General features: G+C 62.1%; 12 protein-coding genes. 2 read left to right on the plus strand and 10 right to left on the minus strand.

Annotated features, from left to right (window positions below):
• Nucleotide 1 precedes the first annotated feature (1 nt).
• The 3 genes from KFF05_12940 to KFF05_12950 form a co-directional block, all read right to left on the minus strand.
• Nucleotides 2–1,039 carry a phosphotransferase family protein gene (locus KFF05_12940; GenBank protein UTW50838.1) on the minus strand — a complete coding sequence of 346 codons (1,038 nt, stop codon included), beginning with the start codon at nt 1,037–1,039 and terminating at the stop codon, nt 2–4.
• Complete coding sequence (locus tag KFF05_12945) at nt 1,036–2,211, minus strand: CoA transferase (protein UTW53708.1); 1,176 nt, start codon at nt 2,209–2,211, stop codon at nt 1,036–1,038. The genes KFF05_12940 and KFF05_12945 overlap by 4 nt, the downstream gene beginning before the upstream one ends.
• A 143-nt stretch (nt 2,212–2,354) precedes the next feature.
• Nucleotides 2,355–6,353 (minus strand): transporter substrate-binding domain-containing protein, encoded by a 3,999-nt coding sequence (locus KFF05_12950; GenBank protein ID UTW50839.1) that lies wholly within the window; start codon nt 6,351–6,353, stop codon nt 2,355–2,357.
• Nucleotides 6,354–6,560: 207 nt separating this feature from the next.
• Between KFF05_12950 and KFF05_12955 the strand changes: the two genes are divergently transcribed.
• A complete protein-coding gene (locus tag KFF05_12955) occupies nt 6,561–7,406 on the plus strand; it encodes a DinB family protein (protein ID UTW50840.1) in 846 nt (281 codons plus the stop codon).
• Between the two features lie 33 nt (nt 7,407–7,439).
• Nucleotides 7,440–8,141 (plus strand): RraA family protein, encoded by a 702-nt coding sequence (locus KFF05_12960; GenBank protein UTW50841.1) that lies wholly within the window; start codon nt 7,440–7,442, stop codon nt 8,139–8,141.
• A gap of 63 nt (nt 8,142–8,204) precedes the next feature.
• On the opposite strand, the gene KFF05_12965 is transcribed toward KFF05_12960, so the two are convergent.
• The 7 genes from KFF05_12965 to KFF05_12995 all read right to left on the minus strand — a co-directional run bounded on the left by KFF05_12965 (nt 8,205) and on the right by KFF05_12995 (nt 13,949).
• On the minus strand, nt 8,205–8,513 hold the full coding sequence (locus KFF05_12965; GenBank protein ID UTW50842.1) for a hypothetical protein: 309 nt from the start codon (nt 8,511–8,513) through the stop codon (nt 8,205–8,207).
• Between the two features lie 29 nt (nt 8,514–8,542).
• Nucleotides 8,543–9,682, minus strand: a complete 1,140-nt coding sequence (locus KFF05_12970) for a mandelate racemase/muconate lactonizing enzyme family protein (protein ID UTW50843.1) — start codon at nt 9,680–9,682, stop codon at nt 8,543–8,545.
• Between the two features lie 101 nt (nt 9,683–9,783).
• A complete protein-coding gene (locus KFF05_12975) occupies nt 9,784–10,035 on the minus strand; it encodes a hypothetical protein (protein ID UTW50844.1) in 252 nt (83 codons plus the stop codon).
• 69 nt (nt 10,036–10,104) lie between these two features.
• Nucleotides 10,105–10,719 carry a DUF2238 domain-containing protein gene (locus tag KFF05_12980; GenBank protein ID UTW50845.1) on the minus strand — a complete coding sequence of 205 codons (615 nt, stop codon included), beginning with the start codon at nt 10,717–10,719 and terminating at the stop codon, nt 10,105–10,107.
• On the minus strand, nt 10,716–11,849 hold the full coding sequence (locus KFF05_12985; GenBank protein ID UTW50846.1) for an acyl-CoA dehydrogenase family protein: 1,134 nt from the start codon (nt 11,847–11,849) through the stop codon (nt 10,716–10,718). The genes KFF05_12980 and KFF05_12985 overlap by 4 nt, the downstream gene beginning before the upstream one ends.
• Nucleotides 11,850–11,865: 16 nt before the next feature.
• Complete coding sequence (locus KFF05_12990; GenBank protein ID UTW50847.1) at nt 11,866–13,074, minus strand: acyl-CoA dehydrogenase family protein; 1,209 nt, start codon at nt 13,072–13,074, stop codon at nt 11,866–11,868.
• Between the two features lie 29 nt (nt 13,075–13,103).
• Nucleotides 13,104–13,949, minus strand: a complete 846-nt coding sequence (locus KFF05_12995; GenBank protein ID UTW50848.1) for an IclR family transcriptional regulator — start codon at nt 13,947–13,949, stop codon at nt 13,104–13,106.
• Nucleotides 13,950–14,095 lie beyond the last annotated feature (146 nt).

Here is a 14,095-nt window from a genome sequence, read left to right on the forward strand (position 1 = left end):
CCTAGGCACGGCCCGCTTTCTCGATCAAGGCCCAGGCGATCTGCGACAGATTGCGGCAGACGTCACGCCGCTGCAGCGCCGCCGACGATGTGGCGTTGCCGTCGAGCCCGCGCTTGTACACACCTTGGGCAATCGCCCCCAGGCGGAACAGGGACAGCACCAGATAGAAGATCCAGTCGCCCGTGCCAGTGCGGCCCGTACGCCGGGCATAGGCCGCAAGGTAGTCCGCTTCCGCCGGTATCCCCGTTTGCGCCGGATCGTTCGCCCGCAGGTCACCGCGCCGCGCATCCGGCATGTGCCAGGGCAAGCAGTTATAGGCAAGGTCCGCCAGGGGATCACCCAGGGTCGACAATTCCCAGTCGACGACGGCCAGCACACGCGGCTCCGTCGGATGAAAGATCATGTTCTCCAGCCGAAAGTCGCCATGGGCGATGGTCGTCTCGGCATGTTCGGGAAGATTTTCCGGCAGCCAGTCGATCAGCCGGTTCATAGCGTCGAGTTCGTCCGTGGCCGAGGCTTGATACTGTGCGGTCCAGCGCTTGACTTGGCGTGCCGCATAGCCCCCCTCGCGCCCGAAGTCCGCCAGCCCCGCCGCCCGCCAGTCGACGCGATGCAGCCTAGCCAGCGTATCGTTCATGGCATCGTAGATCGCCGCCCGTTCCGCCGCTGCCAGGCCCGGCAGTTCCAGTTCCCGGAACACCCGGCCGTCGACATGGGCCATGACATAGAACGCCTGCCCGATGACCGCGTCATCCATGCACAGCACCAAGGGGTCGGCGACCGGCACGTCGCCGCCCTTGAGCGCCGACATGATGCGGAATTCCCGATCGACCGCATGAGCCGAGGGCAGCAGGTCGCCGGGGGGTTTCTTGCGCAGCACGAAGCGCCGCCCGGCCGCGTCCGTCAATTCGAACGTGGGGTTCGACATGCCGCCAGCGAACTGACGGGCGGTCAGCGGCGGCGTCACCCCGTCAAGGTGCGCCGCCATGTGCTCGGCAAGCGCCGCCAGGTCCAACGGATGGGCCGGTTCCCCGGTCATACCGCCTTGTCCGCCTTGAGCGCGGCGATGTCGTCCACCGAAAACCCGAGTTCGCCCAGCAGGTCGTCCGTGTCCTGACCCAACAGCGGTGGCGGCGTGTTGGTCGCCACGGGGGCGCGGTCAATCTTGATCCCGGCCCGCGCCACCTGCACGTCGCGGCCGACGCCGGGCACGTTTTCGAAGGTGGCGATCAGGCCGCGGTCGGCGATCTGCGGATGGGCCAAAATTTGCGGCACGGTCAAGACCTCACCCGCCGGCACCCCGGCGGCATTCAACGCCGCGCGCCAATGGCTGGCGGTATTCGTGGCCATGGCGTCCTCCAGCAGCGCCGTCAGTTCCTGCCGATTGTCGAGACGCGCCTGGCGTTCGGCGAAACGGGGGTCGGTCTTCAGGTCCGGACGGCCGACCACGTCGCAGACGGCCTCGAACTGTTCCTGCTTGTTGGCGGCGATGTTGATCGGCCCGTCGCCGGTACGGAAGGTGCCGGACGGACTGGCCGTGAAATTGTCATTGCCCATGGGCTGCTGTTCCATGCCCAGCTGCAGGAAATTGGACACCACCCAGCCCATGGTCGAAAGGACCGCCTCCAGCATGGCGACATCGATGAAGCATCCCCGGTTGTTCGGGTCCTTGTTGCCCAGGGCCGAGGCCACGGCGAAGGCTGCCGTCATGCCGCCAATGGTGTCGGCCATGGGATAGCCGACGCGCAACGGCGCGGTTTCCGGCGTTCCGGTCACGGACATCACGCCCGCCATGCCCTGAATGATCTGATCATAAGCGGGGGCCGACTTCAGCGGACCGTCCTGCCCAAATCCCGAGATCGCACAGTAGATCAGATTCGGGTGTTCCTTTTTCAGCACCTCGTAACCGACGCCCAGGCGGTCCATGACGCCGGGCCGGAAGTTCTCCACCAGAACGTCGGAGGTGGCGACGAGGCGGTGAAACACCTCCTTCCCCTTGTCCGATTTCATGTTGATCGTGATCGACCGCTTGCCGGTGTTCTGGGCCAGGAACGAAGTTCCCATGCCCTTCCGGTTCAAATCCGGATCGGCGCCCAATTGCCGGGCCAGATCGCCAGAACCTGGAACCTCGACCTTGATGACGTCAGCGCCCATATGGGCCAGTTGGTGGCAGCAGAAGGGCCCTGCCAGGACGTTGGTCAGGTCGAGAATGCGGATGCCGGAAAGTGGGGTCACGGAAAGTCTCCTGGGTCGTTTATTCTGGTTATAGACGGTCGCGCGCCAGATTAGCGCGCCGGCCCCCGGCGGCAAGCCTTCGTTTTTCTATGGAATGATTGGAGAAATCCTAATGCCGCTCAGTCGTCCGCCGCTTCGGTCTGCTTCTTTTTCAGAATTTCAATAGCTTCCTCGAGCTCCTTGATAGAGGCGACTCGGCGTTCCTCGTCCAGCCGCATGAGATCGACCCAGAGACGCATTCCCAGAATGTCGTCGCGCCGGATGTAGCGTTCATCCGCCGACGTCTCATCGAAAATACCTTGAAGCGCGAATGGCTCCACCGGGTCCTTGATGCCCTTCACCTGGATCGGCTCCATGGGCACGGCCTCGATCTCGTCGCGCACGTGGGAGTAGGTTTCATAGGAGATGACGACGCCATCCGGCTCACAGATCGACTCCAACCGTGCCGCAAGGTTCACCTGGCCGCCGATGATGGTGTAATCGATGCGCTGTTCCGATCCGAAGTTGCCGACGTTGCAATACCCCGTATTGACGCCGCAGCGGATGTGAAACGGCAAGCGATAGCCCATGTCGGTCCATTTCGCTCGCAAATCAACCATCCGCCGCTGCATGGCGATGGCCATCTTCACGGCGGCCAGGGCATCCTGTTTGACACCCTTGGTTTCCGGGTCGCCAAAGAACACCATGATGGCGTCACCGATGTACTTGTCGATGGTACCGCCATATTCCAGGGCGATTTCCGACATCTTGGTCAGGTAATCGTTGAGCAGGTAGGTCATATCCTCCGGCTCCATCTCCTCCGTCGTCGCGGTGAAATTTTTGATGTCGGAGAAGAACACCGTGAGCTTCTTGCGCTCGGTCCGCACCTGAGCATCCGATACGCCGGAAAAAATCGCTTCGTAAATCTGCGGGGACAGATAGCGCGACAGCTTACCCGATAGATCCGCCAGCTTATGACGTTCGTTGGCCAGCGCCTGTTCCGCTTTCTTTCGTTCTGTGATGTCGTTGAAAACGCCGACGATGCCGCCATCGGCGGTGGGCTGGCGGAAACCTTCGATGATGGTTCCATCCTCGACGAGGTCTTCAATGCGTGAAATCGATCTGTCGCGATATCCCGAGATCCGCTGCTCGACCAATTCTTCCGGATCGCCCTCACCGTATTCGCCGCGAACGGCACGCAGCAGCAGCAGATCCCTCAATGGCATTCCGACCTTGACCTCGGGCAGTTTGTAAAGGTCGACGAACTTCTTGTTGAACACCCGTATGATCAAATCCTTATCGACCATGAACATGCCGCCCGACATGTTCTCCAGGGCGGAATTCAATTGCAGGTCTTTTTCCGCCAGTTCCGCCTCTGCCTTGCGCCGCTCCGTCACATCCCGGACAGATGCCGCAATCAAAGTTCCGTCAGCGGTTTCAATCGGACTGAGGCTGATTTCGACGGGAATTTCCTGACCATCCATCCGCCGCGCCAACAGCTTTGAACTGGCCCCCATGGATCGCGGCGCGGATGCCGCAACGAACCCATGACGGTAGGCGATATGCTTTGATCGATGACTGTCCGGCACCAGCATTTCGATAGGCTGGCCCAGCAATTTATCCCGGTCCGCGCCGAACAGGATTTCCGCCTGCCTGTTGACCCGGACGATCTCGCCGCCGGGATTGACGATGATGGTTGCATCGGGCGCGGATTCAAGGAGAGACCGAAACCATTGTTCGCGCTCCGTCAGGCGTTCCTCGACCTTCTTGCGTTCTTCCACCTCACGGCTGAGTTTCCGGTTCGCAACGACGATAACGATAACGATCACCACGATCACGCCGACGACGGGAAGCGCATAGAAAAGAATTTTTTTGACGTCGATACCCATTTCGTACCGCACAGCAAGCGCAGCACTGCGAATCTTGGTGTGCTGTTCGCTGGTCATCTGGGCGAGTACCTTGTTCAGCATGCTCGCCAGTTCCGGCCAATCGCGCCGCACACCCACCGCATTGTCGCCGTTGTTGTAATTAGTCGGCGCAGCGACCTTGAGGTTGGAAAGCCCGTTGGTCTGAATGTGAAATGTCCCCGACGCCAGATTGCCGATATAGGCATCCGCCTGTCCTAAGGACACGGCCTTGATCGCCTGTTCCGTCGTATCGAACCGGACCAGATTGATATTCGGGTGTTCACGGGAGAGACGTGTATCCGTGATGAAACCACGTTCAACAGCGACTGTTTTCCCACCAAGGTCATCGAGGTCGGACATGATGTCCGCGTCGTCGCGCGTGAAGATGACGGTGGGGAACGATAGATAGGGCTTGGTAAAGGCCAGGAACTGGGCACGTTCGGGGGGAGGAGACAATGCAGGGATGACGTCAAGCTTTTGGGCATCCGCAATCCCTTGCAATGCCTCGGACCACGGCAGTGACACGAATTTCGGCTGGAGTCCCAGTTCGGTGAAGGCATAGCGGAGGTAGTCGATCGCCATGCCCGTACTTTGACCGTTGTGCATGTAATTGAACGGTGGCCAGTCCTCCGCCAGCACTCTGATCTCGGTATCCAGGTGCCGCGCCAGCCAGCTCTGCTCCGCGGGTGTCAACGCGACCCGGCGCTTGATGCCGCTGCCGAGCCAGGGGTTGGTGATCCGCGCACTCTCGCTGGTTGGAATGCTCATCAAGGCCTTGTCCAGGATATCGCGAAGGAGCGGCCAGTCCTTGCGCGTACCGAAGCTGAGAACGGAATTTCGTTCCCGCAATTCCCCCATGATCGCAAGACCGGAAAGTACCGCCTGATGATTGTCGATCAAATGCTTTACGACCGCCTGGTTGCCGACATAGGCATCGGCTTCACCCTGGGCGACCGCGCTCAGGGCATCCAGGGTGCTGCCGTATTCTTTTACCGAAATCTCCGGGTATTGATCCTGAACATGGCTGACCGTGACGAAGCCTTTTTCCAACGCCAGGGTCTTGCCGCTTAAATCGTTCAATTCCCGGAACGCCGGTCCGTCCTTGCGACCGGCGAGGACGTGAGGAATCACCAGATACGGTCGGGTAAAGTTGAAATCTCTTTGGCGTGCCCGGGTGTGGTTGATATCCATGATGGCGTCAAGGCGGCCTTCCTGCACGTCCTTGTAGATCTCGCTCCACGGTCCGGGCACGATGTGCAGGATACCGCCCAACCGTTTGTTCACCAGTTTCAGGATCGCCGGACTCATGCCGTCGGCCTGGCCGCTTTCGTCGGCCGAACTGATGGGCGGCCAATTGCTCGTCATCCCAATGCGAACCGTTGTCGTCTTTTCAAGCCAAGCCTTTTCGAGCGCCGTGAAGGGAACCTCCGTGCCACGGGCGCGGTAATAGCGCGCCGCTTCGTCGTCGACCCAACGGCTTTCGATGGCCTGGTATTCGGCGAACGTGATGCGCGAAAAGCCCCAGTCAACCAAGTCCCGCAGGTCGGGCCGGTTCTTCGGAATGCCCACGTGAAGGCCGTTGCGTGAAAGCTCAATGGATGTCCGCGCGATGTCACCACTGCTGCCGGCACGGCGAATCAGGGTGTCCATGGCCAAGTCTTCATGGAAGATGGCGGCGACTTCGCCGCGTGCCAAGGCGCGCAGCATATTCGTGACATCGGAAAAAGCGCGCACACGGAAACCGAAGCCGCCTTCCCTCAGAAACTTCTCCTGGTGGGTGCCGGTCATCACGCCCACAGAGCGCCCTTTCAGGTTTTCAATGGACGGCGCCCCGCCAAAGGGGCGCCAATAATAAAGGCCGCTGGTGACCTCCAGCAGCGTTTGTGAGAAATCCAGCCACTCGCTTCGCGCCTGATTTTGGAACAGGCTGCCGTGCACATCCGCGCGTCCCGTACGAACGGCTTGCACCGAGTCGGCGAAACTATCGTAGATAAAATTGACTCGGACGCCCGTTTTTTCCGACCACAGACGCCAAATGTCAGGGATCAGTCCGCTGGGCTCGCCAGCCAGATTGATGCCGGAAATCGGTTGATAATCGTGGAATAGGGCAACACGGATCTCATCTGGATCAGCCGCAGCGCTTTCTTGAGAAACAAACAATTGGAGCAGAAGACAAAGGCATAGCATTGGCTTCACGACACACGCACGCAAGCTTGCCGGCGAAATCAACATCGCAGGTACCGAATTCTTGAGCGCCCCACCTAGTCCGCGCCGATTGTTTGAATTCACCCCTCTCCCAGGCAGAACCATACATTGATTAATCCGGGTGTTTCCATCCCAAAGGCGCCCGGCAGGCGTGTTGACTCATCGTAAGGGCTGGCGCACTTTGTATACAATTGAGGGGCTGGGAAAACCTGTTCCAACCAGAGAGGAAACACCATGTCGCAAGCGACCGAATCCGAACAACTACCCGTCAAAGTCTACTGGCAGCCCGGCTGCTCCAGTTGCCTGAAAACAAAAGAATTTCTGCTCGAGCACGGAATCCCCTTCGTCTCGGTCAACGTGATCGAGGACGAGGAAGGCTTCAAGGAACTGGAAGCGCTCGGCGTGCGCCTGGTGCCGATCGTCGCCAAGGGTGACAAATGGGCCAACGGTGCCGTGTTCCGCGATGTCGCCAAGGTCGCCGGGTTCGACTACGACGGCCACAAGATGCTCAGTCCGGAAGAGATGAAAGACAAGGTTCTGCAGAACCTGGACGCCGCCGGGCGCTATCTTGCGCAAATCCCCGAAGACCGCCTGGATGAACTTCTGCCGGGCCGGCCGCGTTCCTACCGGCAGTTGGTCTATCACGTCTTCAACATCGCCGACGTGTTCCTGAACCGGGTCGAGAACGATACGCCCTATACCTACGAGGCGCTGAAATCCATCCTGCCCGGAACCATGAAGAGCAAACAGGATTTGCTGGATTACGGCGCGAATACCCGTACGCGGTTCGCCGCCTGGTGGGACCGCGACGGCAAGACCACGGACTTCAAACAGCCGGGCAAGGTCTATTACGGCGAAGTGACGCTCCACGAAGTCATGGAACGCACAGGCTGGCACACGGGCCAGCACACCCGCCAGATCATCCTGATGCTGCGGGAGAAACTGGGGATCGAACCCAACGGCCCCCTGACCGATGCCGATTTTGCGGGCTTGCCGATCCCTAAGAACGTGTGGGACAACGAACGGTCGTTCGACGAAGCCTCCTTCGCCGGACCGGCGGAAACCCGCGCGGCCGAATAGGGCCCGACGAAAACCAAAAGAGAGGACATCCAATTGACCGATTTCACGCCGGAGGACCTGGCGGTCCTGACCCAATGGGACACGCCGACCATCTGCAACGCGCTTGAGGAAATCGTCCCGGAACGGCGGGGCCACGGCTATACCACCGAGCCCTTGGTGCCGCTTGACCCGGACCTTAAGCCGATCTGCGGCTATGCCCGCACGGCGACCATCCGCGCCGCCGAGCCGCCCAATGAAACGCCGGCGGAAATGGCGGCCAAACGCGAAGCCTATTACGAGTATATCGCCCAGGGCCCCAAGCCGACCGTGGTGGTGATCCAGGACATCGACCCCCGGCCCGGCTACGGCGCCTTCTGGGGTGAGGTTCAGACCACCGTGCACAAGGGGCTGGGCGCGGTCGGCGGCGTGACCAACGGATCGTTCCGCGATCTGAAGGACAGTGCCCGGGGCTTCAACCTGATCGGCGGCGAAGTCGGCCCGTCTCATGCCTGGGTCCATGTGGTCGACATCGATTGTCAGGTGACCATCCACGGCATGACCGTGGTCACCAACAACATCATCCACGCCGACCACCATGGCGCGGTGATGATCCCCGACGAAGCGGTCAAGCAGATCCCCGAGGTCGTGGCCCGGATTACCCGCCGCGAAGCGGTGATCCTGACCGCCGCCAAGGCGCCGGACTTCGACATCAACAAGTTGAAGGCCGCGATGAAGGGAGCGAAGGAGATTCACTGATCCCCTTCGGTTCCGTTCGATTGCGTTTCAGGAAAGGCCCGCCGCACCCCGGCGGGCCTTTTCTTATTTGATACAGGCGGTCAGGGCATCGGTCACCAGGGCCGCCGTGGCGACGGTTGCCGTCGACATGGAAAAACCCGAGCCGCCGCCGGTCTTGTCGGCGACGAAGGTGGTGAGGGCCGCCGGCGGCACCGTCTGCGCCAGGCGCTTCAACGCGCAGGTGCAGGCCGTTTCCGTGCTGCCGCCCTTGCCCGTGCACCAGTCCATGAACTGGCCGCTCAGATCGCTGGGATAGGCATCAAGCGCGCGCGCACTCTGTCCCGCGACAATGGTCAGCAGCAGGGCGGCGGCAAACAGGCGAAGGGTTTTCATGGCCAAAGGCTCCTTTGGATCGGGAGAAATCAGGAAATCACGTTACGGGAAATCAGATATCTGTCGAACAGCTTTCCATCGGCGTTGAAGCCCAGGCCCGGGCGGTCCGCGGACAAGGTCATGTTCGGATCAAACGGGTCGATCAGATCGTGGGGGTTTTCTTCGTACTCGATGAAGGCCGTTTCCAGCCATTCGGGTTCGGGTTGCGCAGCGATGATATGGGCCGTCGCCACGTAGCCGGGCCCCCAGTAGAAGCTATGCGGCACCACGCGCAGGCCCGCCTTCCGCCCCATGGGGAAGACCTCTTTCATCGTCGACACGCCGCCCATCTTGGCGACCGAAGGCTGGATGATGTCGAAGGCGCCCGATTGGATGGCGCGGGCGAATTCGGTCAGGGAGGCGACATTCTCGCCACCGGAAATCCCCGTGCCCTCGCGGCGCACGCGGGCCAGGCCGTCGAAATCCTCGGGCGGCCAGACCGGTTCTTCCAGCCAAAGGAAGCCGCCTTTTACATGTTCACGTTCCTTCAGTTCGCGGGCCACGCCGCAGGCTTCCTCGACGGTCCAGGGGCAGTTGACGTCAAGCGTGATGGCAACCCCTTCGGGCGCCGCTTCGCGCGCAGCCATGAAGGCGGGCATGTCCCGTTCATGCAGCTTGACCATGGGAAAGCCCAGGCCCGCGGCGCGATCCGTATTGCGGGCGACGGCGTCCGTATCCCCGCCATAGCGCATGAGCGAGGCATAACGGGTGACCGTGACGTCACCAGCGGGCCCGCCCAGCAACTGATACAGCGGCTTGCCGGCCCGCTTGGCCCGCAGGTCCCACAGCGCGGTATCGAGGGCCGACAGCGCGTACATGCAGGGCCCATGACGACCGAATCCGAAGAACGACTTATGGGCGCCGTCCATCAGGGCGTCCAAATCCGTTTCGTCGCGGCCGATGAACCAGGGGGCGATCAGGTCCTTGAGCATCGCTTCCGTGCCGGGGTTGGAGAAATGGCCGAAGCCCTCGCCCCAGCCCTCAAGCCCATCCGCCGTTTCGATACGGACCATCAGGGATTCGTTGACGACCCAGGGGTTGGTGTTCAGGCCGGGACGCATACCCTGGCGCGGGCCGCCCGTATCGAAGGGAACGCCGACGCGGAGAATCTCAATAGATGTGATGGTCATGGATCAGGCTCGTGGTTTTTGGGTGATAGAATAACGGTGAGTGAAAATGGAACCGGCCCCGAAGGGCCGGTTCGACGTAATGGTGTCGGAAATTCAATAGATCAGCGGTGCTTTTCGCCCAGCAGATGCAGGGCTTCGTGGAGCGCCTTCAAGCTTTCGCCGTGCTTGCCGGCTTTGTGCATCGCGTCACCTTCGGCCATCAAGGCTTGGGCCTTGGCCTTGTTCTCCGCCGAGGCGGAAGATTTGGCGAGCGCTTCCTTGACGTGCTTGACGTCCTTCGGGCAATGGCCGGCGTAGGCAGGCGACGTGGCGAGCAACAATGCGGCCACGGCGGACAGGATCAACTTGTTCATGGCATCAGCCTCCCAGACTGGTGGATAAGCCCCAAGTATCTCACGGAACGGGAAGCTGGGAAATCCGCATTATCTGATATTCGCGATCTCGTGATCGTGGCGCCGGGCCAGCAAGAGCTGCGCCAGGATCGCGCCGATCAAGGCCATGAACATGTCCCATTGGCTGTCCCACACGTCGCCCTGGGTGCCCAGGAATTCCATCGCCCCCTGCCCCAGAAGCACCGCCGCCCACCATTCGATTAACTCGTAAAACGCGCTGAACGCCAGACAGATGCAGACGACGACAAAGAACAACATGCGTCCCCGGGCCATGAACCCTTTTCGGATCAAAATCTCCCTGGCCAGGATGGCGGGGACGAAGCCCTGGAAGAAATGCCCGATGCGATCATACGGATTACGCGCCAAATCAAAGATATCCTGAAACCAGAACCCCAGCGGCACATGAGCATAGGTGTAATGGCCGCCCAGGATCAGCGCCAGGCCGTGCAGGAAGGCCAGGCGGTAAAGCAGTGGCGTCAGGGGGAAGCCGCGCTGGGTCGCCGCCATCAGGACCAGGGCGACCATCACCGGCAGGACTTCCATGAACCAGATCAGGTGGTCCGCCGGGCCGATGGCGGAGGCCCCCAGCGCCACCAGCCATAGCAGGCCGAGAACGGCGGGTTCGCGGACCCCGGCGGGCCTCATGCCATGTCCGCCAAGCGGTCCAGGTGATGGGCCCGGTCGCCGAAACTGTGGTCGATCAAAGTCAGACGCTTGAAGTAATGACCCACGGGCATCTCATCCGTCACGCCCATGCCGCCGTGCAACTGCACCGCTTCCTGGCCGATCAGGCGCCCCGCCTGCCCGGCCTTGGCCTTGGCCTGGGAGGCCGCGCGGCGGGCGGCGGCACGGTCGTCGCCATCCTGGCGCACGGCGGCCATATAGGCGAGCGAGCGGGTCAGTTCCGTATCCATGTACATCTCCGTGGCGCGATGCTGCAGGGCCTGAAAATCGCCCAAGGGGCGGCCAAACTGTTTGCGCTCCTTCAGGAACGCGACCGTATCACGGGTGAGCGCCGCCATCAGCCCCGCAGCCTCCGCCGACACCAGGGCGGCCGCCCGGTCGATTGCCGTCTCGGCCAGGGCCAGGCCGCCGTCCACCGCGCCCAACACGGCCTCGGCGCCGACCCGCACACCGTCCAGCGCAACGTCCCCGGCGCGCAGGCCATCGACCGTGGGATAATCCGTGACCGTCAGGCCGGGGGCATCGGCATCGACCAGAAACAGCGTGATCCCGCCGTCATCCCGCTCCCCGCCCGAGGTGCGGGCCGTGACCGCGATCTTGTCCGCCGTCCCGGCATGGAGGGCGACGGTCTTCGCGCCGTCCAGAACAAAGCCATCACCGTTCGCCTTGGCGCGGGTCCGCACGTCGTTCAGGTCGTAGCGTGATTGCGCTTCCGAATAGGCGAAGGACAGATGCAGTTCCCCCGCCGCCAGACGCGGCAGCAGGTCGGCCTGAACGTCTTCTGAAGCCCCGTCGCGGATCAGCGTGCCGCCCAGCACCACGGTCGCCAGGAACGGTTCGACCGCCAACCCGCCGCCCATGGCTTCCATCAGGATCGCCATGTCGACCGTGCCGCCGCCGATGCCGCCCAGGTCTTCGGGAATGCCGAGCGCCAACCAACCCATATCGGCGAAACGCGCCCAGGTATTCCGGCAGAACCCGCCCGGCAGGGCCTGATGCTTGCGCCGGGCCTCCAGGCCGTAGTCGTCGCGAAAGAAGCGTTCCGCCATGTCACGGATCAGGAGTTGTTCGTCGGAGAAGGTGAAATTCATGGTCTTGGAGTATCCGTCAAAGGCCCAGAATCGCCTTGGCGATGATGCTGCGTTGGATTTCGTTACTGCCGCCGTAGATCGACGCCTTGCGCCAGTTGAAGTAATGGCTGGCCACGGTCGCCGCATGTTCCGCCACTGGTGGGCCGTCGTTGCCGGCCCCGGGCCACTCGTCGTCCAGGATGCCCGGATCGAAAGCATGGGCGCGGTTGCCGACGGCTTCCAGCAGCAGTTCCGTAATACCCTGCTGCACCTGGGTGCCTTTCAGCTTGAGGATCGAGGCCTCGGGCCCCGGCTTGCGCCCGGCCGCTTCCTCGGACAGCAGGCGCAGTTCGGTCATCTCCAGCGCCGTCAGTTCGATCTCGACCTCGGCGATGCGTTCGCGGAACCCGGCGTCCTCGATCAGCGGGCGGCCGCGCTTCATTTCCTTGGCCGCGATGTCGCGAACGCGTTCCATCTGTTTCTTGGAGCGCGCGACCCCGGCAATGCCGAACCGTTCATGGCTCAACAAAAACTTGGCGATCGTCCAGCCATCGTTCTCCTTACCCACCAGGTTCTCTGCCGGAACCTTCACGTTTTCCAGGAACACGTCGTTGATTTCCTGTCCGCCGTCCAGGGTACGGATCGGGCGCACGGTGACGCCGGGGGTTTTCATATCGATCAGCAGAAAGGAAATGCCCTGCTGCTTCTTGCCTTCATTGGACGTACGCACCAGACAGAAGATCCAGTCCGCGTATTGCGCCAGGGTGGTCCAGGTCTTCTGGCCGTTGACGACGTAATGGTCGCCATCCCGTTCGGCCCGGGTCGTCAGCGACGCCAGGTCGGAGCCCGCCCCCGGTTCGGAAAAACCCTGACACCACCAATCCTCGCTGGCCAGGATGCGCGGCAGGTAATGCGCTTTCTGTTCCGGGGTGCCGAATTCGATCAGCACCGGACCCAGCATCTTGAGCCCGAAGGTGATGAGCCGCGGGCTCGATGCCGCTGCCAGTTCTTCTTCGTACAGAAAGCGCTGCACGGGTGACCAGCCGGGGCCGCCGTATTCCTTGGGCCAACCGGGGGCGATCCATCCCTGTTCATGCAGGATGCGCTGCCAGACGACGTAATCGTCCTTTACCAGCTTCAGGCCGAGATCGACCTTGCGCTTGATCGCGGGCGGAATGTTGGCGCGCAGGAAACCGCGCACGTCGTCTTGGAACGCCCGCTCCTCGGCTGTCAGATTCAGATCCAAAGCACGTCTCCCCTAATTCCGGCCGATGCCTACCAGGGTCCCTGGGCGGCAAATCCGCTTTGCATTTCTTTTTCGATGGTGCGCGCCACGTTGACCAGACGCGGCCCCCATTCTGCTTCCAGCTTTTCCGGCTTGTGCAAAAAGGCCGGGCCGCCGCAGTTGAGCGCCATCACCGTGGCCCCGTCCATGGACCGCAGCGGCACGCCGACTGCGTTGACGTCCTGCTGCCATTCGCCGAAGGACGTACAGAACCCGGTTTCGGCAACCTGACGCAGGGCGCGCTCCACCCCCTTGGCCATGGGCGGCCAGGCGGCGCCGGCGCGCTCGGCCATGGCCGACATCAGATAGGCACGCTCGTTCTCGGGGATGGCGGCCAGAAAGGCCCGGCCCATGGCCGTGGTGGCGATGGGAATGTGCGAGCCGATGTCGAGGCGCAGGGTCACCGAACCCGCGTCCCGGGCATGTTCCAGATAAACCATGTTCAGGCGGTCGCGGGAGCCGAGCGCCAGCGACAATCCGGATGCGTTGGCCAGTTCCTGCATGTAGGGCCGCGCGATCTTGCGGATGCCCATATTGGCGAGCAGCGAATAGCCCAGCGACAAAACCCCCGGCCCCAGCCGGTATTTACCCAGGCGTTCCGCATGCGCCAGATAGCCCAGGCGGGTCAGCGTATGGGTCAGGCGCGACACCGTGGGCTTGGGCAGGCCCGTGCGCTCGGCGATGTCACCGTTGCCGAGCACGCCGTCACCGGGCTGGAAGGCGCGCAGCACGCTGAGCCCCCGCGCCAACGCGGTGACGAACTGGCGGTCTTCGCCCTCGGTTGCTTCGGGATAGTCACCTACGGGCAAGGCGCTGCGGTCGGCACGGCCAGCCATGATTATTTGTCCAGCGCGGGTGCGCGCCGTCTCCCTGATCAAGCCCGGGAGAAGGCCATCCTCACCCGCGCGGACGGCACTTTGTCATGATGGAATAATCTGGTCAATTTTCGGAATTTAGTTTCGCATTGCGAAATTATAGCTTG

Source organism: bacterium SCSIO 12827 (assembly GCA_024397995.1).
In the GTDB taxonomy this organism is placed as follows: domain Bacteria; phylum Pseudomonadota; class Alphaproteobacteria; order Rhodospirillales; family Casp-alpha2; genus UBA1479.

Bases quoted from the DNA above. Each gene is read 5' to 3' on its own strand.
- KFF05_12970 (UTW50843.1), bottom strand. From the start codon at position 9,682: ATGACCATCACATCTATTGAGATTCTCCGCGTCGGCGTTCCCTTCGAT.
- KFF05_12975 (UTW50844.1), bottom strand. From the start codon at position 10,035: ATGAACAAGTTGATCCTGTCCGCCGTGGCCGCATTGTTGCTCGCCACG.
- KFF05_12980 (UTW50845.1), bottom strand. From the start codon at position 10,719: ATGAGGCCCGCCGGGGTCCGCGAACCCGCCGTTCTCGGCCTGCTATGG.
- KFF05_12955 (UTW50840.1), top strand. From the start codon at position 6,561: ATGTCGCAAGCGACCGAATCCGAACAACTACCCGTCAAAGTCTACTGG.
- KFF05_12995 (UTW50848.1), bottom strand. From the start codon at position 13,949: ATGGCTGGCCGTGCCGACCGCAGCGCCTTGCCCGTAGGTGACTATCCC.
- KFF05_12985 (UTW50846.1), bottom strand. From the start codon at position 11,849: ATGAATTTCACCTTCTCCGACGAACAACTCCTGATCCGTGACATGGCG.
- KFF05_12965 (UTW50842.1), bottom strand. From the start codon at position 8,513: ATGAAAACCCTTCGCCTGTTTGCCGCCGCCCTGCTGCTGACCATTGTC.
- KFF05_12940 (UTW50838.1), bottom strand. From the start codon at position 1,039: ATGACCGGGGAACCGGCCCATCCGTTGGACCTGGCGGCGCTTGCCGAG.
- KFF05_12950 (UTW50839.1), bottom strand. From the start codon at position 6,353: ATGTTGATTTCGCCGGCAAGCTTGCGTGCGTGTGTCGTGAAGCCAATG.